Raw genomic sequence first — 21,108 nt, 5'->3', positions numbered from 1 at the left:
ATTCGAGATGTAGCTCCGTCTCGTGGGCTCGGAGATGTGTAGAAGAGACAGGTACCGGTCCAGGGCGCCGCTCCCCGCGGCGCCCTGGACCGGTACTTCCGCATCACCGAGCGCGGCTCGTCGGTGGGCCAGGAGTTCCGCGGCGGCCTCGCCACGTTCCTGGCGATGAGCTACATCGTGGTGCTGAACCCGCTGATCCTGTCCGGGCCCGACTCGGCCGGGAACACCCTGGGCATCCCCGCCGTGGCCGCCGTGACCGCGCTCGTGGCGGGCGTCATGACCATCGTCATGGGCGTGTGGGCGCGGCACCCGTTCGCGGTGGCCGCGGGCCTGGGCGTCTCCGCGTTCGTCTCCATCACCATCGCCACGACACCGGGACTCACCTGGCCCCAGCTGATGGGCCTCGTCACCCTCGCCGGTCTCGTGATGCTGCTGCTCGTGGTGACCGGCTTCCGACGCGCCGTGTTCGACGCGGTCCCGGAGTCGCTGAAGTCCGGCATCGTGGTGGGCATCGGCCTGTTCATCGCGCTGATCGGCCTCGTCAACGCCGGGTTCGTGCGGCGGCTGCCGGACGCCGCCGACACCACGGTCCCGGTGGGCCTGGGCACGGGCGGCGAGCTCGAGGGCTGGCCCGTGCTGGTCTTCGTCGTCGGGCTGCTGCTGACCGCGGTCCTCGTGATCCGCAAGGTGCGCGGCGCCATCCTGATCGGCATCGTCGTGGCGACGATCCTCGCCAACGTGCTGGAGGCCGTGTTCCACATCGGCCCCTCCGTGGACGCCGACGGGAACGCCGTGCCCACCGGCTGGTCCCTGATCGCCCCCTCCCTGCCCGAGTGGACCGCCCCGGACCTGCACCTGCTCGGCAGCGTGGACCTGTTCGGCGCCTTCACCTCCGTGGGCGGGCTGATGGCCTCCCTGCTCGTGTTCGCGATCCTGCTCTCCGTGTTCTTCGACGCGATGGGCGTCTCCGTGGGCCTGGCCCGCGAGGCCGGCACCGTGAACCCGGACGGCTCCATCCCCGACCTGAACCGGGTGCTCGCCGCGGACGCGCTCGCGGTCGCCGTGGGCGGCGCCGCCTCCGGCTCGGCGCACCAGATCTTCGTGGAGTCCGGCACCGGCATCGGCGAGGGCGCCCGGACCGGCCTGGCCTCCGTGTTCACCGGCCTGTTCTTCCTCGCGGCCGTGTTCCTCTCCCCGCTCATCCACCTCGTGCCGTTCGAGGCCGTGGCCCCCGCGCTCGTGGTGGTCGGGTTCATGATGTGCCAGCACGTGGTGCAGATCGACTGGTCCGACCCGGGCGCGGCCTTCCCCGCGTTCCTCACGTTCATCCTCATGCCGTTCACCTACTCGATCGTCAACGGCATCGGCGCCGGCGTGGTGGCCTACGCGGTGATCCGCACCGGCCAGGGCCGCGGCCGCGAGGTGCACCCGCTGCTGTGGTTCGTGGCGCTCGCGTTCGTCGCGTACTTCGGGCTCGGCGTGGTCCGGGCGGCCCTCGGCCTGAACTGACCCGCGACCCCCGGCGGCGGCGCACCGGACCGGTGCGCCGCCGTCGTCGTGTGCGGCGCGGGGTGTCGTCAGCGCCGGAAGGCGGCGGACCGCTGCGCGAACTCGGCCGAGCGGATCAGCTCCACCTGGTCCCGCGCCTCACGCTCGAGCGCGCGCCCCACGACCTCCGCGTCGGCCGCGTTGAGGGCGGCCTTGGCCAGCGCGACCGCACGGCGGGGACGCTCGGCCACCGCGTCGGCGAGGGCGTGGGCGACGCCGGCGAGGTCCGGCCCGGGGACCACGCGGGAGAACAGCCCCGCGGCCCGAGCCTCCTCCGCCCCGAGGCGCCGCCCCGTCAGGGCCATCTCCGCGGCCAGCGCCCGGCCGACGGCCCGCGCGATGGTGACGGAGCTGCCGCCGTCCGGCACCAGGCCGATGCCCGTGAACGGCAGCAGGAGGTACGCGTCGTCGGCGGCGACCGCGAGGTCGGCGGCGGCCGCCAGGGCCGCGCCGTAGCCCACGGCCGGACCGTTGACGGCCGCGATGACCGGCACGTCCACCGCCCGGATCGTCTCGACGACACGGTTGGCCGCGCGCATCGTCGCCTCCGGATCGAGGTCGTCCCGGAGATCGGCTCCCGCGCAGAAGGCCCGTCCTCGGCCGGTGAGGATGACGGCGCGGATCGCCGGGTCCCGACCGGCCTCCCCCAGCGCGGTGTGCAGCGCCTCCATGGCGGTCGGCGTGACGGCGTTGAGCCGATCCGGGCCGTCCAGGGTCAGGACGAGGGCGGTGTCGTGACGTTCGGTGGCCACCCTGGTGCCGGTCATGCCCGCCTCCCGGCCGTGGCCTCGGACCGCATCTCGAGGTAGGCCGCCATCTCCATGGTCAGCACCTCCTTGCCCTCCTGGTTGAGGGCGCGCACGTCGAACACCACGAGTCCGCGGCGCCACTCTGGCTCCAGCCGCACGTCGATGACGCGGCTGTGTCCGGAGAGGACGTCCCCCGGGCGCACCGGCCGCCGGAACCGCAGGCGGTCGATGCCCTGCCCGGCGATCACGTTCCAGTGCTCGCGGCGTCCCAGCACCTGGAGGCGCTGGAGGATCGCCAGGGTGTGGAGGCCGCTGGCGATCAGGCCTCCGTAGCGGCCCCCCGTCTCGGCGTGCCCGGGGTCGATGTGGATGTCCTGCGGGTCCCAGTGGGATGCGAACGCGATGACCTCCTGCTCCGTCACCTCGTACGTGCCGAGGTCGCATTCCTCGCCCACGGTGAAGTCCTCTGCGTGCCGCCCGTCTGTCGCCTGGGCCGTCATGCCCGGCCTCCTCTCGCTGTTTCGTCTTCCGCCGCCTGGACACGGACGACCACCGCCGGCCGGGCGGCGTCGCGGTCGACCGCGTCGACGATCCGGTCCACCAGCGGCTCGAAGAAGAGCTCGCCGAGCATGCGCATGATCATCGACACCACCTGCGGCACCTCGTCCCGCCGGCCGCTGATGAGCCCCGCGGCACGCAGCTGGCGCACCTGCTCACGGGCGAGCGCCGTGAGCTTCTCCACGAGCTGGGAGTCGGCGGCCGGCTCGCCCAGCAGCACATGGCGCCGGACGTACTCGAGGACGTCGGGACGGGCCCGGAGCATCTCAGCCACCGCGGCGTCCCGACGGAGGGTCACGTCTCGAGCCGTCCCCTCCGCGGGGACGGACGCGATCGCGGCCGCGAAATCGTCGGCGACCGCGGCGTCCACCTCCCGATGCAGCCCGGCCTTGGAGCCGTAGTGATGCGTGATCAGGCCGACGGTCACGGACGCCTCCTCGGCGATGGCACGCATCGAGGTCCCCTCGACGCCGTGATGCGCGAAGAGCCGGAGGGCGGCGTGTCGGATGCGGGCCTTGCCCGTGAGGTCCGATGCCGGGGCGTCCATCCCCGCCCCTCCGGGACCGTTCCGTGCGTCGATCGTCACCGTTGCTCCTCTCTCGAGCCCCGCGAGGCCGGGGGCTGCCGCCCGTCGGTGATGACGGCGGATCTCATCCTGCCATTGCACATTCGCACAGTCGACTATACATTCGTACAACATCGCCCCGATGCGATGCAGATCACATTCCAGTGGACCGAGAGGAGGGCACCCGTGCAGCCCATCGATCAGACGACGTCCGGCCCCGCCACATCCGTGGGCGAGCGGCCCCTGGCCGGGATCCGCGTCGTCTCCGTGGCCGTGAACCTGCCCGGCCCCCTCGCAGCGGCCCGGCTCGCCGAATTCGGAGCCGAGGTCGTGAAGATCGAACCGCCGACGGGCGATCCGCTCGCCGCCGCTGCCCCGCAGTGGTACGCCGAACTCATCGCCGGCCAGCGCGTCCTGACCCTGGACCTGAAGACCGGTCCCGGGCAGGACCACCTCGCGACCCTCCTGAAGGGCGCTGACCTGCTGCTCAGCTCGCTGCGCCCGTCCGCGGCCGACCGCCTCGGCCTACCTGCCTCGGCGCATGCCGCGGGAGCCGTGTTCCTCGAGGTCGTGGGACACGACGGTGACGACGCCGACCTGCCGGGCCACGACCTGACCTACCAGGCCGCCGCCGGCACCCTCGACGCCCCCCGGATGCCGCTCGTGCCCGTGGCCGACCTGCTCGGCGGGGAGCGGGCCGTCTCCGCCGCGCTCGCCGCGCTGCGGAGCCGAGACCACGGGGGCCCGGTCACCCGCGTCCGCGTGACGCTCGAGGACGCCGCCAGGGCCGCCGCGGCCCCGGTGCGGCGGGGCCTGCTCGGCCCGGGCGGCCCGCTCGGCGGAGACCTGCCCACCTATTCCCTCTACGCCAGCGCCGACGGCCATGTGGCCGTCGCCGCGGTCGAGCCCCATTTCGCCGCCCGCCTGGCGGAGCACATCGGCTCGACCCGGGACGAGATCGCCCGCACGATCCTCACCCGTCCCGGAGCCGAGTGGGAGCGGATCGCTAACGAGCTCGACCTGCCGCTCGCCGTCGTCCGTCCCCCTCGCTGACCCCGCCGTCCGTCCTCAGGAGCACATCATGGCCACCCTCCCCAGCGTCCTCGCCACCACGGCCCGCCGCGTCCCCCAGCACCCCGCCCTGAAATGGGGCGATTCCTCGCTCACCTATGCCGACCTCGATGCGACCGTGGACCGGCTCGCCGGTGAACTCATCTCCCGAGGACTGCGCCCGGGCGACCGCGTCGTCCTCGTGGCCGGCAACACCCCCGAATTCGTGATCGGCCTCTACGGAGCGTTGCGGGCGGGTGCGATCGTCGCCCCCGTCAACCCGCGCTCCGCGCGTCCTGAACTCGAGCACTTCCTCGCCGACACCGAGGCGCGGATGCTCCTCGTCGACCCGACCGTCGGCGAGGGTGTCCAGGCCCTGGCCGCAGCGGACTCGGGGTCGGCCCAGCTCCTCGCGCTCGGCGCTCTCGACGGCTTCGACGACGTCCTCGCCGCGGCCGACGGCCGGCCTGAAGGAGCCGTCGCCCATCCGGACCTGGCCGAGGACGACGACGCCCTCATCATCTACACCTCCGGCACGACGGGACGGCCGAAGGGCGCCCTCTTCGACCACCACCGCGTGCTGTGGGTGGGCCAGAACATGATCATGGGCCTGGGCATGCGGGTCGGCGAGACGATGGTGCACGTGGCGCCGCTGTACCACTCCGCCGCCCTCAACCTCCTGCTGTTCAGCGGCGTAATGCTGGGCGCCACCCACGTCCTGCTCCCGGCCTTCGACCCCGACGAGGTCATCGCGACGCTCGAGCGGGAGAGGGCCACCATCTTCTTCGGCGTCCCCACGATGCTCGCCTACATGCTGCGCAGCCCGAGGTTGGCCGCCAGCGATCTGTCCCACCTGCGCGGCATCCTCTACGGCGCCGCCCCGATGCCGGCGAGCACGGCCGAGGCGCTCGTGGCCGCGCTGCCTCACGTCCACATCATCCAGGCGTGCGGCCAGACCGAGGGCGGTCCGGGCGGGATCTTGCTCACCCATGAGGAGGTCATGGCGAAGCCACACACGAGCGGGCGCATGGCCATGCCCAACACCGAGGTGCGCGTCGTCGACGCGGACGGCCGCGACGTCGGCCCTGGGGAGGTCGGCGAGATGATCATGCGGGGCGAGACCATGATGAAGGGGTATTGGCGGAACCCCGAGGCCACGGCGGTCACGGTCGTCGACGGCTGGGTCCACACGGGCGACCTCACCCGGGTCGACGAGGAGGGCTTCCTCACCGTGGTCGACCGCCTCAAGGACCTCATCATCACGGGCGGGCGCAACGTGTACTCCGCCGAGGTGGAGAACGCGTTGGCCGGCTGCCCGGGCGTCGCCGAACTGGCGATCATCGGACGCCCCCATCCCGACTACGGGGAGAGCATCGTCGCCGTCGTCGCCCCGATGCCCGGCGCGACCGTGTCCCTCGAGGCGCTGCGGGACTACGGCGAAGGCCGCCTCTCGCACTACAAGCTCCCGCACGAGCTGGTGCTGCGCGAGATCCCCCGCAACCTCTCCGGGAAGATCCTCAAGCACCGCCTGCGGGCCGACCTCACCGAGCCCGGCGTCCCCGCCTGAGCCGGGCCCCTCCGTCCCACCAGACCTCACCCGTGAAGGAGAACCCATGAGCACCGCCCCTTCCAGCCGAGACGCCGTGATCGTCGACGCCGTCCGCACCCCCGTGGGCCGCCGCGGCGGCGCCCTGCGCGACTGGCATCCCCTGGACCTGCTCGCGCACACGCTCGACCACCTCGTCCGCCATTCCGGGGCCGACGCCGACGCCCTGGACGACCTGATCGCCGGCTGCGCGCTCCAGCGCGGCGAGCAGGCGGGCAACGTGGCCCGCAACGCGCTACTCGGCGCCGGCCTGCCGATCGGCCTGCCCGGCACCACGATCGACCGCCAGTGCGGCTCCGGCCAACAGGCCGTGCACTTCGCCGCCCAGGGCGTCCGGTCCGGCGAATACGACTGGGCGATCGGCTGCGGCGTGGAGTCCATGTCCCGGGTGGACCTCGGCCCGCTCTTCGCCCCGGGCGGCCCCCGCGGCGAGTGGTACGGCACGCGTTCCCTGGCCCGTTTCGAAGGCAACCTCCCCGCCCAGGGGCCGTCCGCGGAGCTCATCGTGGAGAAGTGGGGCCTCACGCGCGAACGGCTCGACGCCTACAGCGTCCAGAGCCACCGCCGCGCCGCCGAAGCCACCCGGGAAGGCCGCTTCACGGATTCCCTCGTGCCGATCGACGGGCTCGACCGCAATGGCGACACCGTGGCACTCACCGCCGACGAAGGCATCCGTGCGGACGTCGATCCGCAGAAGGTGGCCGCGCTCGCCCCCGTGTTCTCCCCCGACGGCGCCATCACGGCGGGGAACTCCTCCCAGCTCAGCGACGGCGCCGCCGCCCTCCTCGTCGCCGAACGCGGCGCCGCCGAGGCCGCCGGGCTGCGCCCCAAGGCCCGCATCCTCAGCATGGCGGTGGCGGCGGACGACCCGGTGCTCCAGTTCACAGCGATCCTCGCCGCGACCCGCCGCGCCCTGGACCAGGCCGGACTGGACATCACGGACATCGACCTCGTCGAGGTGAACGAGGCGTTCGCCCCCGTCCCCCTGATCTTCATGGACGAGTTCGGCTACCCGGAGGACCAGCTCAACGTGAACGGCGGCTCCATCGCGATCGGCCACCCGCTCGGCTCGACCGGCGCCCGGCTGCTCACTCAGCTCACCGACGAGCTCCACCGCCGTCAGGCCCGGTACGGGCTGCTGACGGTCTGCGAGGGCGGCGGCATGGCCAACGCCACCATCCTCGAGCGCTTCTAAGCGCCCCGACCAACGGAACCCTCCCAGGACCAGAACCAGGAGCATCACATGCAGATCAAGGACCGCACCTTCCTCGTCACCGGCGGCGCGTCCGGCCTCGGCGAGGCCACGACCCGCGCGCTGCTCGACCGCGGCGGGCACGTGGTGGTGGCCGACCGCGCCGGAACCGCGCCCGAGGGCGCCGTCTTCGTCGAGGCAGACGTCACCGACGCCGTCCAGGTCGCGCACGCCGTGGCGGAGGCGACCCGCCAGCCGGGGCCGCTGTCCGGCGTCGTGAACTGCGCCGGCATCGGCTCGGCCGCCAAGGTGATCTCCCGCGACGGCCCCCAGCCGCTGGCGGACTTCGAACGGATCGTCGGGGTGAACCTCATCGGCACCTTCAACGTCATCCGCCTCGCGGCCGCGGCGATGGCCGAGAACGAGCCGGACGACGATGGCGGCCGCGGCGTCATCGTCAACACGGCCTCCGTGGCCGCCTACGAGGGACAGGTGGGCCAGGCCGGGTACTCAGCGTCGAAGGGGGGCGTGGTGGCGATGACGCTGCCGATCGCCCGTGAGCTCGCAGCCTACGGAATCCGCGTGAACACGATCGCGCCCGGACTCTTCCTCACGCCGATGATGCACCAGCTGCCGGAGAAGGCCCGTGCCTCCCTCGGGGAGCAGGTGCCCTATCCCTCCCGCCTCGGCGATCCGGCCGAATACGCGCATCTGGTCACCCACATCGTGGAGAACCAGATGCTCAACGGCGAGACCATCCGCCTCGACGGCGCCATCCGCATGGCGCCCCGCTGATCCTGACCACTTCTGGAGGAACCATGAGCACCGCGCCCCGCCGCCGCGTCACCGGATACCCCTCGACCTCGGGGGACGACGTCCAGCTGAACACCACCACCCTCATCCGACACGCCGCCCGGACCCACGGCGACCAGGAGATCGTCTATCGCACCCCGGACGGGGGGTGGGACCGCTACACGTACGCCGAGGCCTACGAACGGATCCGCCGCGCCGCGAACGCCATGACCGGCCTCGGCGTCAGCCCCGGCGACCGCGTGGGCGTCATCGACTGGAACAGTCGGCGACACTACGAGCTCTACTGGGCGATCCCCGGCATCGGCGCGACGATGGTCCAGGTGAATCTCCGCCTCGCACCCGAAGACCTCGTCCACGTCCTCACGGACAGCGGGTGCACCACGGTGTTCGTGGACGAGTCCCTGCTGCGCCACGCCGAGGTCATCGCCCCGCGCCTGCCGGAGGTGACCACGTGGGTGGTGATGACGGACCGCCCCCTGTCCGAGATCGAGACGACGCTGCCGGGCGTGCGGCACTACGAGGACCTCCTGGCCTCGGCCTCCCCGGACGTCGACTGGCCGGAGGTCGAGGAGACCTCCGCCTACGGCGCGTGCTACACCACCGGCACGACCGGCCGGCCGAAGGGGGTGTTCTACTCGCACCGCGCGATCGTGCTGCACTCGTATGCCCTGGCCGCCTCGATCGGCATGACGCTCCGGGACGCCACCATGATCATCACCCCCATGTTCCACGGCCAGGCCTGGGGCCTCCCGCAGGCCGCCACCCTGATGGCGAACAAGATCGTCCTCCCCGGCCGCTACATGGCGGAGGACACCGCCCCCCTGACCGACGCCCTCATCGCCGAAGAGGTGACGATCACCAGCGGCGCCCCCGCCATCTTCCAGCCGATGCTCGCCTACATCGAGACCCTGGACGAGAAGCCGGACCTGAGCCGGCTGCGCATGATCTCCGGGGCGACCGAGCCGTCGTTGTCGCTCATGCGGGGATTCCGCGACCTCACGGGCGCGGAGGTGGTCCATGCCTACGGCGCCACCGAGACCACTCCCCTGGTCACGGTGAACCGCTACAAGCCGGGTGTGCTCGCCCGCCTCGACGAGCCCGCCCTGATGGACCTCAAACGCAAGCAGGGCCTGCCGTTGACCAACGTGGACCTGCGGATCGTCGGGCCGGGTGATGAAAACCTGCCCTTCGACGGCGTCAGCCAGGGGGAGATCTGCGTGCGCGGGCCGTGGGTCACGACGGGGTACCACGGCATGAGCGAGGCCGACGCCGAGGGCCGGTTCCTCGACGGCTACTGGCGCAGCGGCGACGTCGGCACCGTCGACTCGGACGGCTACCTCAAGGTCACCGATCGCCTCAAGGACGTCATCAAGTCCGGCGGCGAGTGGATCTCGTCGATCGACATGGAGAACCTGCTGACGAGCCATCCGGCCATCACGGAAGCCGCGGTCGTCGGGCTGCCCCACCCCAAGTGGCAGGAGCGCCCATACGTACAGGTGATGCTTCGTCCTGGAGCGACGATCACGCTCGCCGAGGTCCACGAGCACCTGAGCGGGGCGTTCGCCTCGTGGCAGCTCCCGGAGCGCGTGGACGTGGTCACGGAGCTCCCCCGCACCAGTGTCGGGAAGATCGACAAGAAGACGATCCGCGGCCGGCACACGGACCTCTATGCGGACGCGTCGGAGGCCGCCCGCCCCGGCGGCGGGGCCGGCGACGTCGAGGAAGGCGGCCGAGCATGACCCGCGACATCATCCGGACCGAGCGCATCGGCCCCGTCACCGTGATCCACCTGCAGGACGACCGGGCCCTGAACGCGTTGGGGTCGGCGCTCGTGGCCGGCCTCGCCGATGCCCTCGAGCACGCCCAGCAGGACCCGGAGGTGCGCGCCGTCGTGATCACCGGCTCCGACCGCGCGTTCTGTGCCGGTGCACACATCCCGGAGGTGCTCGCCCTCCGCGAGGCCCTCACCGCCGACCCGGACGCCGAGGTCTACCTCGACCGGCTGTTCGACCTGCTCGCCGCGAGCCCCCAGCCGGTGATCGCCGCGGTGCGCGGACTCGCCCTCGGCGGTGGCTGCGAGCTGGCCCTGGCCTGCGACCTCGTCGTCGCCGGGGAGTCCGCGTCCTTCGGACTGCCCGAGGTCCGGCTCGGCGTCATCCCCGGCGCCGGCGGCACACAGCGGCTCGTCCACGCGATCGGCAAGGCCAAGGCCACGCGGATGCTCATGACCGGTGAGTCGGTCGACGCTGCGTGGGCCGAGTCCGCGGGCCTGGTCGCCGAGGTCGCGGCGGACGAGGACGTCGTCGCCCGTGCGGTCGACATCGCCCGGCGCGCCGCGGACAACGCGCCAGGCGCGGTCCGCCTCGCCGTCGGCTGTGCCCGCCGCGCCCAGGACCTGTCGTTGACCGACGGCCTGGCCCACGAGCGCCGGGCCTTCCTGGAGGCGCTGGCCTCCGACGACGCCGCCGAAGGGATGAGCGCATTTGCGCAGAAGCGGCGCCCCGTCTTCGGTTCCCGCTGACCGACACCGACACACTGAGACACCGAGGAGAACACCATGATCCTGGATTCGTACCGATCCCCCTGGCTGACGGAGGACGCGGAGGCCCTGCTGGAGCACTGCCGCGACTTCCTGGCCCGCGAGGTCGTCCCCCACGAGGAGCGTTGGGCCGAGCAGCACGGGGTGGACCGCGACCTGTGGACCAAGGCCGGAGAGGCCGGCCTGCTGTGTCCCTCCCTGCCGGAGGAGTACGGCGGGGCCGGCGGCACCTTCGCGCTCGAGGCCGCGATCCTCACCGAACAGGGTCGCTGCTTCGACGACGCGTGGGGATTCAGCATCCACTCCCCGATCGTCGCGCACTACATCCTGGCGTACGGCACCGAGGAGCAGAAGCAGCGGTGGTTGCCCGGGCTGGCCTCGGGAGAGCTGGTCGGGGCGATCGCCATGACCGAGCCCAACACCGGGTCGGATCTGCAGGCGGTCCGCACGCGCGCCACCCGCGACGGGGACCACTACGTGATCAACGGTTCCAAGACCTTCATCTCGAACGCCACGCACTGCGGCCTGCTGCTCATCGTGGCGCGGACGGGAGACGAGCCCGGTGGCCGCGGTCTGTCCCTGATCGTCGCGGAGACGGACGGCCTCGAGGGCTTCGAGCGCGGCCGGGTCCTGAAGAAGATCGGTCAGCACGGCCAGGACACCCGCGAACTCTCCTTCTCGGACATGCGGGTCCCCGTGTCCCACCTGCTCGGCCCGGACGAGGGCCAGGGCTTCGTGCAGCTCATGGCCCAGCTGCCTCAGGAACGGCTCACCCTGGCGGTGCTGGCCGCGGGCGTGTGCGAGGCCGCCGTGCGCGAGACCATCCGGTACACCAAGGAGCGTCACGCGTTCGGCGAACCGCTGATGTCCTTCCAGAACACGCAGTTCGTCCTGGCGGAGTGCGTCGCGGACACGCTGGCGACCCGGACCCTCGTGGACCAGTGCATCGTCGCCCACGTGGACGGCACGCTGACCGCCGCAGACGCCTCCATGGTGAAGTTCTTCGCCAGCGACATGCAGAACAAGGTGGTCGACCGCTGCCTGCAGCTCTTCGGCGGGTACGGGTACATGGAGGAGTACCCGATCGCCCGGGCGTTCACGGGCGCCCGCGTGCAGAAGATCTACGGCGGCACCAACGAGATCATGAAGATGCTCGTGGCCCGGGCACTCTGAGCCACACCCCCGTCACCCCCGACGGCGGCGCACCGGACCGGTGCGCCGCCGTCGCCGTGTGCGGCGCGGGGTGTCGGCCCCGCCCCGCGCGGCGTGATGGGATGGGCCGCATGCCCCAGACCACTTCGCACGCCCCCGTCCCGCCGTCCGCCTCCGCCGAGCCCGTGACCCGCCGCCACCACGGCCACACGTTCCAGGACGACTTCGAGTGGCTGCGCGGCAAGGCGGAGCCCCGCGTGCTCGAGCACCTGGCCGCCGAGAACGCGTACACCGAGGCCGTGACCGCGGACCAGGCGCCGCTGCGCGAGGCGATCGTCGGCGAGATCAAGGCCCGCACGGTGGAGACGGACCGCTCCGTGCCCGCCCGCCGGGACGGGTGGTGGTACTTCGTGCGCACCCGCGAGGGCGCCGAGTACCCGATCCACTGCCGCGTGCCCGCACGCGACACCGGCGACCTGGAGGCCGACTGGACCCCGCCCGTCATCACCCCGGACGCCGCCCTGCCGGGCGAGCAGGTGATCCTGGACGGCAACGCCGAGGCCGAGGGCCACCCGTTCTTCGCGCTCGGCGGCCTGCACATCAGCCCGGACGCCACCCGGGTGGCCTACGCCGTGGACCACACCGGCGACGAGCGCTTCACCCTGCGCGTGCGCGAGATCGCCACGGGCGAGGACCTGCCGGACGCGGTCGAGAACGTGGCCCACGGCGTCCGCTTCGACCGCTCGGGCACCCGCGTGTTCTACACCGTGTGGGACGACTCGTGGCGGCCGTACCAGGTCAAGGCCCACGTGCTCGGCACCGACCCGGCCGAGGACGTGCTCCTGCACGAGGAGGCCGACCCGGGCATGTGGACCGGCTTCGAGGGCGTGGCCGACCGCACCCAGCTGCTGATCGGCGTCGGCAACTCGGAGGTCTCCGAGACCCTCGTGGTCGATCTGCCGGAGGACCCCGCCGCACCCCTGCCCGCCCCGCGCGTGCTGATCCCCCGCGCGTGGCGGATGCTCGCCGACGTCGAGCCCGTCACCGACGCCGACGGCGTCCGCCGGCTGCTCGTGGTCCACGACCGCGCCCTGGACGACGACGGCGCCCCCGTCGCCGCGCCCAACGGGATGCTCTCGGTGGTCGCCGAGGCGGACGTCGCCGACCGCGGCGCCTGGCGCACGGTCGTCCCGCACCGCGAGGACGTGAAGGTCGACGGCGTCATGGTCACCCTGACCCATGCCGCCCTGGCCGTGCGCCGGGAGACGACCCCGCGCGTCGTCGTCGCCGAACTGGACGCCGTGCTGGCCGGGCAGGCCGCGCACTGGCGCGAGCCCGCGTTCGACGAGGAGCTCTACGCGTGCCATCTGTCCGCGACGGCGGCCGAGTCCCCGTTCCTGCGGCTGGCCTACACGTCCTGGATCACGCCCGCGCGCGTGCTGGACGTCTCGGCGGCGACAGGCGAGGTGCACCTGCGCCGCGAGACGGAGGTGCCCGGCTACGACCCGGCCGACTACGTGGCCGAGCGCGTGTGGGCGCCGGCCTCCGAGCCGTCGTCGGTGACCGGGGAGGACGTGCGGATCCCCGTCACCGTGATCCGGCGCCGCGACGTGAAGCCGGACGGGACGGCCCCGTGCGTGGTGTATGGCTACGGCTCCTACGAGATGTCCATGGACCCCGTGCTGGGTGTGGCCCGGCTGTCCCTGCTGGACCGGGGCGTGGTGTTCGCGGTCGCGCACGTGCGCGGCGGCGGCGAACTGGGCCGGCGCTGGTACGAGGACGGCAAGAAGCTGGCCAAGCGGCACTCCTTCACGGACTTCGTGGACGCCACCCGGCACCTCGTGGGCCTCGGCTGGGCGGACCCGGCGCGCGTGGCCTGCATGGGCGGCTCGGCCGGCGGCCTGCTCATGGGCGCTGTGCTGAACCTCGCGCCGGAGCTGTACCGGGCGTGCCTGGCCGTGGTGCCGTTCGTGGACGCGCTCACCACCATCCTCGACCCGGAGCTGCCGCTGTCCGCGCTCGAGTGGGAGGAGTGGGGCAACCCGATCGAGGACGCGGCCGTGTACGCGGCCATGCGCGCCTACACCCCGTATGAGAACGTGCGGGCGGTGGACTACCCGGCGATCGCGGCCGTGACGAGCCTGAACGACACCCGCGTGCACTACGTCGAGCCGGCCAAGTGGGTGGCCCAGCTGCGGCGGACGGTGACGAGCGACCAGGCCACGCCTCTGGCCGAGGGCGGCGCCCCGATCCTGCTGCGCACCGAGATGGACGGCGGCCACGGCGGCGCGTCCGGCCGGTACCAGGGCTGGGAGGACACCGCCTGGGAGTACGCGTTCCTGCTGACCGCGCTGGGGGCGACGGCGCGGATCGTCTGAGCCGGGGCGGGGCCCCGGCAGCCCGCGCAGCCGTCGATGCGCTGGTGCGCCGCGCGCGTGAACCAGAGAGTACTGCTGTCAGAACGGCCCTGGGACGACCGAATTGTCTGGCTCGCGGAGGAGGCGGGCGGCTCACCCCCGCCTCGCCCGGCGGGCCTAGACTCGGGCCCCATGAGCACCCCGCAGCCCGACGCCGCCCGCCCCGACCGCGACCGCCTGCCCGAGCAGGTCTCCGACCTCTTCGACCCCACGCGCTGGCGCGTGGTCGAGGGCTTCGACTTCGAGGACCTGACCTACCACCGCCAGGTGGAGCGCGACGCCGACGGCCGCTGGGTGCGCGACCTGCCGACGGTGCGCATCGCCTTCGACCGCCCCGAGGTCCGCAACGCGTTCCGGCCCGGCACCGTGGACGAGCTCTACCGCGCCCTCGACCACGCCCGCATGACCCCGGACGTCGGCACGGTGCTGCTCACCGGCAACGGCCCCTCCCCCAAGGACGGCGGGCACGCCTTCTGCTCCGGCGGCGACCAGCGCATCCGCGGCCGCGACGGCTACCGCTACGCCGAGGGGGAGACGGCCGAGACCATCGACCCGGCCCGCGCCGGACGCCTCCACATCCTCGAGGTCCAGCGCCTGATGCGCACCTCCCCCAAGGCGATCATCGCCGTCGTGAACGGCTGGGCGGCCGGCGGCGGCCACTCGCTGCACGTGGTCGCGGACCTCACCCTCGCCTCCCGCGAGCACGGGAAGTTCAAGCAGACGGACGCCACCGTGGGCTCCTTCGACGCCGGCTACGGCTCGGCCCTGCTCGCCCGGCAGGTGGGCCAGAAGCGCGCCCGCGAGATCTTCTTCACCGGCCGCGAGTACTCGGCCGAGGAGATGGTGGCCATGGGCGCGGTGAACGAGGCCGTGGACCACGAGCGCCTCGAGGAGGTCGCCCTCGAGTTCGCCGCGGACATCAACCGTCAGTCCCCGCAGGCCCTGCGCATGCTCAAGTTCGCGTTCAACCTTCCCGACGACGGCATGGCCGGCCAGCAGGTCTTCGCCGGCGAGGCCACGCGCATGGCCTACATGACGGACGAGGCCGTGGAGGGCCGGGACGCGTTCCTGCAGAAGCGCGACCCGGACTGGTCCGCCTTCCCGTACCACTTCTGACCGACCACCACGGCAGGACGGAGACCCGCCCATGCTCGCACTGCTCAACGACCAGCCCATCCTCGTCCTCATGGCCACGGTTGCCCTGGGCGCCGCCGTCGGCACCATCCCCCTGGGCAAGATCCGCCTCGGCGCCTCGGGAGCACTGTTCGTGGGCCTGCTCGTCGGGGCGGTGCTGCCCGACGTCGGCGACCGGCTGGCCCTGTTCCAGAGCTTCGGCCTGGCCCTGTTCGCCTACCTGATCGGGCTCGGCGCCGGCAAGGTGTTCTTCCGCGACCTGCGCCGCAACCTGCCCCTGATGCTGGCCGCCGTCGTCGTGGTGATCCTCACCGCCTTCACGGTGCACCCCCTGGCCGCGCTGCTCAACCTGGACCTGCCGACGGCGATCGGCGTGTGGACGGGTTCGCTCACCGCGACGCCGGCGATGGCGCTGGCGAACCAGCTCACCGGCGGGCAGGCCCCGGCCGTGGGCTACGGGCTGTCCTACCTGGTGGGCGTGGTCGGCACCATCATCGCGATCACCGTGCTCGCCGCCCGCCCGTGGAGCAGTTCCCCGCGCGATCCGGCGCCGGTGACCGACGGCAAGCTGCGCTTCACCGCCGCGGCCGCCACCTCCGCCCTCGCCGTGCGGGAGATCCCCGGGATCTCCGAGGGGCTGGTGCGCGTGGTGGCGCTGCGCCGCGGCGGCGTGGCCCGGATCGCCGGTTCCGCCGACCGGATCGAACCCGGGGACGAGGTCGTCCTGGACGGCACGGAGAAGAACATCGACGCGGCCGTGCAGGCCTTCGGCCGCCGCACCGACGCCGACCCGGCGCGGGTGATGAACCCGCTGCAGACCTCCATGGTCATCGTCACGGCCCGCGCCCTGGCCGATCGCCGCCTGGGCACGCTGTCCCTGCGCGAGCGCTTCGGCACCGACGTCGCCCGGCTGCGGCGGGACGACGTCGAGTCGTTGGCCACCCCGCAGACCGAGCTCAAGGTCGGCGACCGGGTGCTCATCGTGACCACCGCGCCGCGGATGGAGGCGGTGCGCGACTTCTTCGGCAACTCGACGCGCGGGCTCTCGGACCTGGACTGGATCTCCCTGGGCACGGGCATGGCGCTGGGCTACCTGCTGGGCATGGTGACGATCCCGCTTCCGGGCGGGGCCTCCTTCTCCCTCGGCCCGGCGGCCGGGTGCATCCTCGTCGGTCTCGCCCTCGGTGCGATCGGCCGAACGGGACCCACGGTGTGGGAGCCGTCCACGGAGATCGCACTGACGCTGCGGCAGTTCGGCCTCATGCTCTTCCTGGGCGTGGTGGGCCTGGCCGCCGGCCCGGCGTTCATCGAGACGGTGTTCACCCGGGTCGGCGGGCTGGCCATCCTGATGTCCGCCGTGCTCACCGCGCTGACCGCGGCCCTGCTCATCGCCGCGGCACGGCTGCTGGGGCAGTCCGTGGATCGCACCTACGGGGCGCTGGCGGGCATCACGGGCCAGCCGGCGATCCTGGACTACGCGCTCTCCCGCTCCACCGACGCCCGCGTGACCGAGGGGTACGCCCAGCTGTTCGCCCTGATCATGGTGGTCAAGATCGCCACCGTGCCGTTCATGCTCTGACCGGCCGGGCGGATCCGGTCCGCCGGGCGGGTCCGTCCGACCGTCGGGCCTCCTACACTCGGGGCCATGCCCGCCACCGCCGACGCCCTCGCCCGCGCCACGGACGCCCTCGCCGCGGCCTTCGACGGCGGCGCCCCCGTCGAGCTGACCGCCGACGGCGCCGCGCTCCCCCGACCCGAGGCCCGCGACCCGCGCCGCTGCGGCGACCCGGACGCCGTCGCCGTGGTGCGCACCTCCGGGTCCACGGGCACGCCGAAGCAGATCGTCCTGACCGGCGCGGCCCTGCGCGCCTCGGCCGCGGCCACGGCCCGGCGGCTCGGCGGCGAGGGGGCGTGGCTGCTGGCCCTCGGCGTGCACTACGTGGCCGGGCTCGCCGTGCTCTCCCGCTCGATCGCGGCCGGGACCGCACCCGTGGCCCTGCCCCCGGGCCCGTTCACGCCCGCGGCGTTCGCCACCGGGGCGGCCGCCCTGCCCGACGACGCCGGCCCCCGGCTCGTCTCGCTCGTCCCCACCCAGCTCGCCCGCCTCCTCGCGGCCGACGCCGACCCGGCCGGGCGGGCGGCCCTGCGCTCCTTCGACCGCGTGCTCGTGGGCGGCGCCCGGCTCGATCCCGCGCTGCGGGCCGCGGCCGAGGCGGCGAGGGTGCGCCTCACCGCCACCTACGGCATGGCCGAGACGTGCGGCGGCTGCGTCTACGACGGCGTGCCGCTGCCCGGCGTCACCGCCGCGGTGGCCCCGGACGACCCCGACGCCCCGCCGCGCGTGCGCCTGGCCGGGCCCATGGTGGCGGCCGGCTACCTCGACGACTCCGCCCGCACCGCCGCCCACTTCGTCACCGCCGCGGACGGCGCCCGCGCCTTCCTGACCGAGGACACGGGCGTGCTCTCCCCCACCGACGACGGCGGCGTGCGGCTGGCCGTGACCGGCCGCCTGGACGACGTCGTCATCACGGGCGGGGTGAAGGTGTCCGCGGCGGCGGTGACCGCGGTGCTCGAGGCGCACCCGGGCGTCGCGGCGGCCCACGTGGCCAGCGTGCCGGATCCCGAGTGGGGCGCCCGGCTGTGCGCCGCCGTCGTGCCCGCCCACGAGGCCGCGGCCCCCGACGAGGCCGTCCTGCGCGCCCACGTGCGCGAGGCGCTGGGTGCGGCCGCGGTGCCCAAGACGTGGCTCGTCCTCGACGCCCTGCCCCTGCTCTCCACCGGCAAGATCGACCGGCAGGCCCTGGCCGCCCGGTTCACCGCCGGCTGAGCGCCGCCCCGCCCGCGTGGGAGAATGACCCGGGCCCGGCCGACGTCGGGCCCCGGCCGCGCGCCGCCGTCGACCCGGCCCGCCGCACGCCGTTGCCCACCCCGCTCCCCAGGAGGAACCCCCGCCCATGGCCGCCACGCTCTCCCAGTGGGTCGCCGCCGCGCGCCCGCGCACGCTGCCCATGGCGATCGCCCCCGTGATCGTCGGTTCGGCCGCCGCCGCGGAGCTCGGCTCCTTCCACCTCGGCGCGGCGCTGCTGGCCCTCGTGGTGTCGCTCGCGCTGCAGATCGGCGTGAACTACGCCAACGACTACTCGGACGGCATCCGCGGCACCGACGACGAGCGCGTGGGCCCCTTCCGGCTCACCGTCTCCGGGCTCGTGCCCGCGGCCCAGGTGAAGCAGGCGGCCTTCGCGTCCTTCGGCCTCGCCGGACTGGCCGGCCTGGGACTCATCCTGCTCTCGGGGCACTGGTGGTTCCTGCTGGTCGGCGTCGCCTGCGTGCTGGCCGCGTGGTTCTACACCGGCGGGAAGCGGCCGTACGGGTACCTCGGCCTCGGCGAGGTGTTCGTGTTCGTGTTCTTCGGGCTGGTGGCCGTCCTCGGCACCACGTACACCCAGGCCGACGCCGTCAGCGGCCTGGCCTGGGCCGGCGCGATCGGCTGTGGGCTGATCTCCACGGCCCTGCTCATGGCCAACAACATCCGGGACATCCCCACGGACCGCGAGGTCGGGAAGATGACGCTGGCCGCCCGCCTGGGCGACGGACCCGCGCGGGCGTCCTACGGCGTCATGCTGGCCGTCGCCCTGCTGCTGCCGCTGTTCTGGGTGGCGGTGCACCCGGGGCTGCTGCTCGTGCCGATCGGCGGCCTGCTCGCGATCCGGCCGATCCGCACAGTGCTGCGCGCCGACGACCGCCGGGCGCTGATCCCGGTGCTGCGCGCGACCGGCGTGATCGGGATCGTCTACGCGATCACGTTCACCCTCGGCGCGCTGCTCTGAGCCGCACGGGATGACGACGGCGGCGGCATCCGCCCCGTCGCCCCGCGGGGCTCACTCGCGGAACCGGCCCTCGGTGTAGGCGTCCTCGGCGTCCGCGTCGGCGGTCTCGGTGCGGCCCCGGCGGCCCGGGCGGCCCTCCCACGCGGCGGACAGGTCCTCGGTGGCCCCCGTGCGCAGGCGGCCGAGGAAGAGGTAGCTGACCGCGAACGTCAGGATCGTGGCCGCGATCACCCCGAAGATCATCCCGAGGTCCATCACGTAGTAGAACAGCGCCCACAGGGCGACGAAGACGACCACGCGGACCAGACCGTAGAAGAAGATGCGCACCGGTCCATCCTACGAGGAAGGACGCCCCGCCCGCCGACCGCCCAGCCCGCGCCTAGACTGGAAGGATGGGCCGCTTCATCATCCCCGCCGCGATCATCCTCGCGGGCCTGACCCTCTACGCGCTGTTCGAGGCGCTGCTGACCCCCGCCCGCGAGGTGCGCAGCCTGCCGAAGGCGGCGTGGGTGGCGGTCATCGTGCTCGTGCCGCTCGTGGGGCCGCTGCTGTGGCTGCTGCTCGGCCGCGCCCGCCCGGCCGGCGCGGCCGGCCGCCCGGCGCCCCGGCCCACCGGGGCCCCGGACGACGACGAGGCGTTCCTGCGCAGCCTGCGCATGCAGCGCCGCCAGGACGCCCGCGAGCAGGACCTGGACCGCCGCGAGGCCGAGCTGCGCGCCCGCGAGGAGGAGCTGCGCCGTCGTCGGGAGCAGGGCGACGACGACGCCGACCCGGACGGCGACGGCCCGCGCGCCTGAGGGGCCCCGCCGGACTCAGCCGGGCAGACCCGCGTACGAGTGCAGGCCCGGGAAGTACGTGTTCACGATCGTGTAGTTGAACACGATGCACAGGAAGCCCACGATGCTCAGCCAGGCCGCGCGGGCGCCGGTCCAGCCGCGGGTGGCGCGGGCGTGCAGGTACGCCGCGTAGACCACCCAGATGACGAAGGACCAGACCTCCTTGGTGTCCCAGTTCCAGTACCGGCCCCACGCGGCTTCGGCCCAGATGGCGCCGGCGATCACGGTGAACGTCCACATCACGAAGGCGATCGCGTTGAGGCGGTAGGACCAGTTCTCCAGCCCCTGCGCGGCCGGCACGAGGCGCAGGAACGCCCACGAGCGCTCGCCCGCCGCGGCGCGCTTCTCCGCACGGTCCTGCAGCAGCTGCAGCACGGACATCGCCGCGGTCAGCGCGAACAGCGAGCTGGCGAGCACGGCGATGGACACGTGGATGACGAGCCACGGGGACTGCAGCGGCGGCTGGAGGTGGCCCACCGGCGTCGGGAAGCCCATGGTGGCCGCGCACATCATCGCCACGACGATGCCGGTGACGAACGTGCCCACGAAGCGCAGATCCTTGCGCAAGAGGAACAGCAGGTAGACGGTCGTGATCACGAGCGCGCCCGTGGTCATGAACTCGTACAGGTTGCCCCACGGCACGCGGTAGGCGGCGAGGCCGCGGGCGACGACGGCGAACGCGTGCAGCGCCCAGCCGACGGCCAGCACGGCCACGGCCACGTTGGCGACCGGGCGGCGGCCGCCGCCCGTGTAGTCCATGTCCTCGTCCACGAGGTCGTCGTCCGCGTCGACGCCGGGCTCGGCGGCGGCCGGCCGGGCCGTGTCGGAGTCGCTCGCGCCGACCGCCGTGGACCCGCCGACGGCGACCCCCACGGTCTCGCGGGCCGGAGCGGTGCGCACCTGCCCGCGCTGGGCCGCGAGGTCGGCCTCGAGGCGGCGGATGGTGGCCGAGGCGGTGGCCATGTCGATGGTGAACAGGATGAACGCCGCCGCGTACACGAGCGCGGCGATGAGCATGAAGAGGTCGCTGTACAGCGCCAGTTGCTCGTTCACGGGGGCCGTGGGGTTGAACACTGTCAGTCTCCTGATCGGGCGTCGGCGGGGCCGGCGGGGGTCTCGGGG

General features: G+C 73.3%; 19 protein-coding genes. 14 read left to right on the top strand and 5 right to left on the bottom strand.

Annotated features, from left to right (window positions below):
* The first annotated feature begins 123 nt into the window (after positions 1–123).
* Positions 124–1,509, top strand: coding sequence for an NCS2 family permease (locus tag J1M39_RS07505; protein ID WP_342356389.1), 1,386 nt, complete (start codon positions 124–126; stop codon positions 1,507–1,509).
* Between the two features lie 68 nt (positions 1,510–1,577).
* On the opposite strand, the gene J1M39_RS07500 is transcribed toward J1M39_RS07505, so the two are convergent.
* The 3 genes from J1M39_RS07500 to J1M39_RS07490 are packed head-to-tail and all read right to left on the bottom strand — an operon-like array spanning position 1,578 to position 3,402.
* On the bottom strand, positions 1,578–2,315 hold the full coding sequence (locus J1M39_RS07500) for an enoyl-CoA hydratase-related protein (protein WP_063189990.1): 738 nt from the start codon (positions 2,313–2,315) through the stop codon (positions 1,578–1,580).
* On the bottom strand, positions 2,312–2,797 hold the full coding sequence (locus J1M39_RS07495) for a MaoC/PaaZ C-terminal domain-containing protein (RefSeq protein WP_063189988.1): 486 nt from the start codon (positions 2,795–2,797) through the stop codon (positions 2,312–2,314). Before J1M39_RS07495 ends, J1M39_RS07500 begins: the two co-directional genes overlap by 4 nt.
* Positions 2,794–3,402: a TetR/AcrR family transcriptional regulator gene (locus tag J1M39_RS07490; protein ID WP_063189986.1), complete on the bottom strand. Its 609-nt coding sequence runs from the start codon at positions 3,400–3,402 to the stop codon at positions 2,794–2,796. The genes J1M39_RS07495 and J1M39_RS07490 overlap by 4 nt, the downstream gene beginning before the upstream one ends.
* Before the next feature lie 204 nt (positions 3,403–3,606).
* Here J1M39_RS07490 and J1M39_RS07485 point away from each other — a divergent pair, with 204 nt between their 5' ends.
* From J1M39_RS07485 to J1M39_RS07430, 12 genes are all read left to right on the top strand, one after another.
* The gene (locus tag J1M39_RS07485; protein WP_231866342.1) at positions 3,607–4,473 is read left to right on the top strand and encodes a CoA transferase; all 867 of its coding nucleotides are present in this window, start codon (positions 3,607–3,609) and stop codon (positions 4,471–4,473) included.
* A gap of 28 nt (positions 4,474–4,501) precedes the next feature.
* On the top strand, positions 4,502–6,037 hold the full coding sequence (locus J1M39_RS07480) for a class I adenylate-forming enzyme family protein (protein ID WP_063189984.1): 1,536 nt from the start codon (positions 4,502–4,504) through the stop codon (positions 6,035–6,037).
* A 46-nt stretch (positions 6,038–6,083) separates the two neighbouring features.
* Positions 6,084–7,271, top strand: coding sequence for a thiolase family protein (locus J1M39_RS07475; RefSeq protein WP_063189983.1), 1,188 nt, complete (start codon positions 6,084–6,086; stop codon positions 7,269–7,271).
* A gap of 48 nt (positions 7,272–7,319) precedes the next feature.
* Positions 7,320–8,063, top strand: a complete 744-nt coding sequence (locus tag J1M39_RS07470; RefSeq protein ID WP_063189981.1) for a 3-hydroxyacyl-CoA dehydrogenase — start codon at positions 7,320–7,322, stop codon at positions 8,061–8,063.
* A 23-nt stretch (positions 8,064–8,086) separates the two neighbouring features.
* On the top strand, positions 8,087–9,820 hold the full coding sequence (locus tag J1M39_RS07465; protein ID WP_063189979.1) for a long-chain-fatty-acid--CoA ligase: 1,734 nt from the start codon (positions 8,087–8,089) through the stop codon (positions 9,818–9,820).
* Positions 9,817–10,602 (top strand): enoyl-CoA hydratase/isomerase family protein, encoded by a 786-nt coding sequence (locus J1M39_RS07460; protein WP_063189977.1) that lies wholly within the window; start codon positions 9,817–9,819, stop codon positions 10,600–10,602. The genes J1M39_RS07465 and J1M39_RS07460 overlap by 4 nt, the downstream gene beginning before the upstream one ends.
* A 36-nt stretch (positions 10,603–10,638) precedes the next feature.
* Positions 10,639–11,793, top strand: coding sequence for an acyl-CoA dehydrogenase family protein (locus J1M39_RS07455; RefSeq protein ID WP_063189975.1), 1,155 nt, complete (start codon positions 10,639–10,641; stop codon positions 11,791–11,793).
* A 110-nt stretch (positions 11,794–11,903) separates the two neighbouring features.
* Positions 11,904–14,150, top strand: a complete 2,247-nt coding sequence (locus J1M39_RS07450) for a S9 family peptidase (protein ID WP_144861961.1) — start codon at positions 11,904–11,906, stop codon at positions 14,148–14,150.
* Positions 14,151–14,321: 171 nt separating this feature from the next.
* Positions 14,322–15,305, top strand: a complete 984-nt coding sequence (locus J1M39_RS07445) for a 1,4-dihydroxy-2-naphthoyl-CoA synthase (RefSeq protein WP_206496642.1) — start codon at positions 14,322–14,324, stop codon at positions 15,303–15,305.
* A gap of 31 nt (positions 15,306–15,336) precedes the next feature.
* A complete protein-coding gene (locus J1M39_RS07440) occupies positions 15,337–16,902 on the top strand; it encodes an aspartate:alanine exchanger family transporter (protein ID WP_206496641.1) in 1,566 nt (521 codons plus the stop codon).
* A gap of 66 nt (positions 16,903–16,968) precedes the next feature.
* A complete protein-coding gene (locus J1M39_RS07435) occupies positions 16,969–18,150 on the top strand; it encodes an AMP-binding protein (RefSeq protein WP_206496640.1) in 1,182 nt (393 codons plus the stop codon).
* 127 nt (positions 18,151–18,277) lie between these two features.
* Positions 18,278–19,150, top strand: coding sequence for a 1,4-dihydroxy-2-naphthoate polyprenyltransferase (locus J1M39_RS07430; protein ID WP_036316696.1), 873 nt, complete (start codon positions 18,278–18,280; stop codon positions 19,148–19,150).
* Positions 19,151–19,201: 51 nt separating this feature from the next.
* On the opposite strand, the gene J1M39_RS07425 is transcribed toward J1M39_RS07430, so the two are convergent.
* Positions 19,202–19,477: a DUF4229 domain-containing protein gene (locus J1M39_RS07425; protein ID WP_010080315.1), complete on the bottom strand. Its 276-nt coding sequence runs from the start codon at positions 19,475–19,477 to the stop codon at positions 19,202–19,204.
* Positions 19,478–19,542: 65 nt separating this feature from the next.
* Here J1M39_RS07425 and J1M39_RS07420 point away from each other — a divergent pair, with 65 nt between their 5' ends.
* On the top strand, positions 19,543–19,947 hold the full coding sequence (locus J1M39_RS07420) for a PLDc N-terminal domain-containing protein (protein ID WP_010080314.1): 405 nt from the start codon (positions 19,543–19,545) through the stop codon (positions 19,945–19,947).
* Between the two features lie 15 nt (positions 19,948–19,962).
* Here J1M39_RS07420 and ccsB read toward each other — a convergent pair whose 3' ends face one another.
* Positions 19,963–21,060, bottom strand: coding sequence for a c-type cytochrome biogenesis protein CcsB (ccsB, locus tag J1M39_RS07415; protein WP_206496639.1), 1,098 nt, complete (start codon positions 21,058–21,060; stop codon positions 19,963–19,965).
* Between the last annotated feature and the right edge of the window lie 48 nt (positions 21,061–21,108).

Source organism: Micrococcus sp. KRD077 (assembly GCF_017168505.1).
GTDB classification, from domain to species: Bacteria; Actinomycetota; Actinomycetes; order Actinomycetales; family Micrococcaceae; genus Micrococcus; species Micrococcus luteus.
This window is presented reverse-complemented; position numbering and strand designations above follow the sequence as displayed.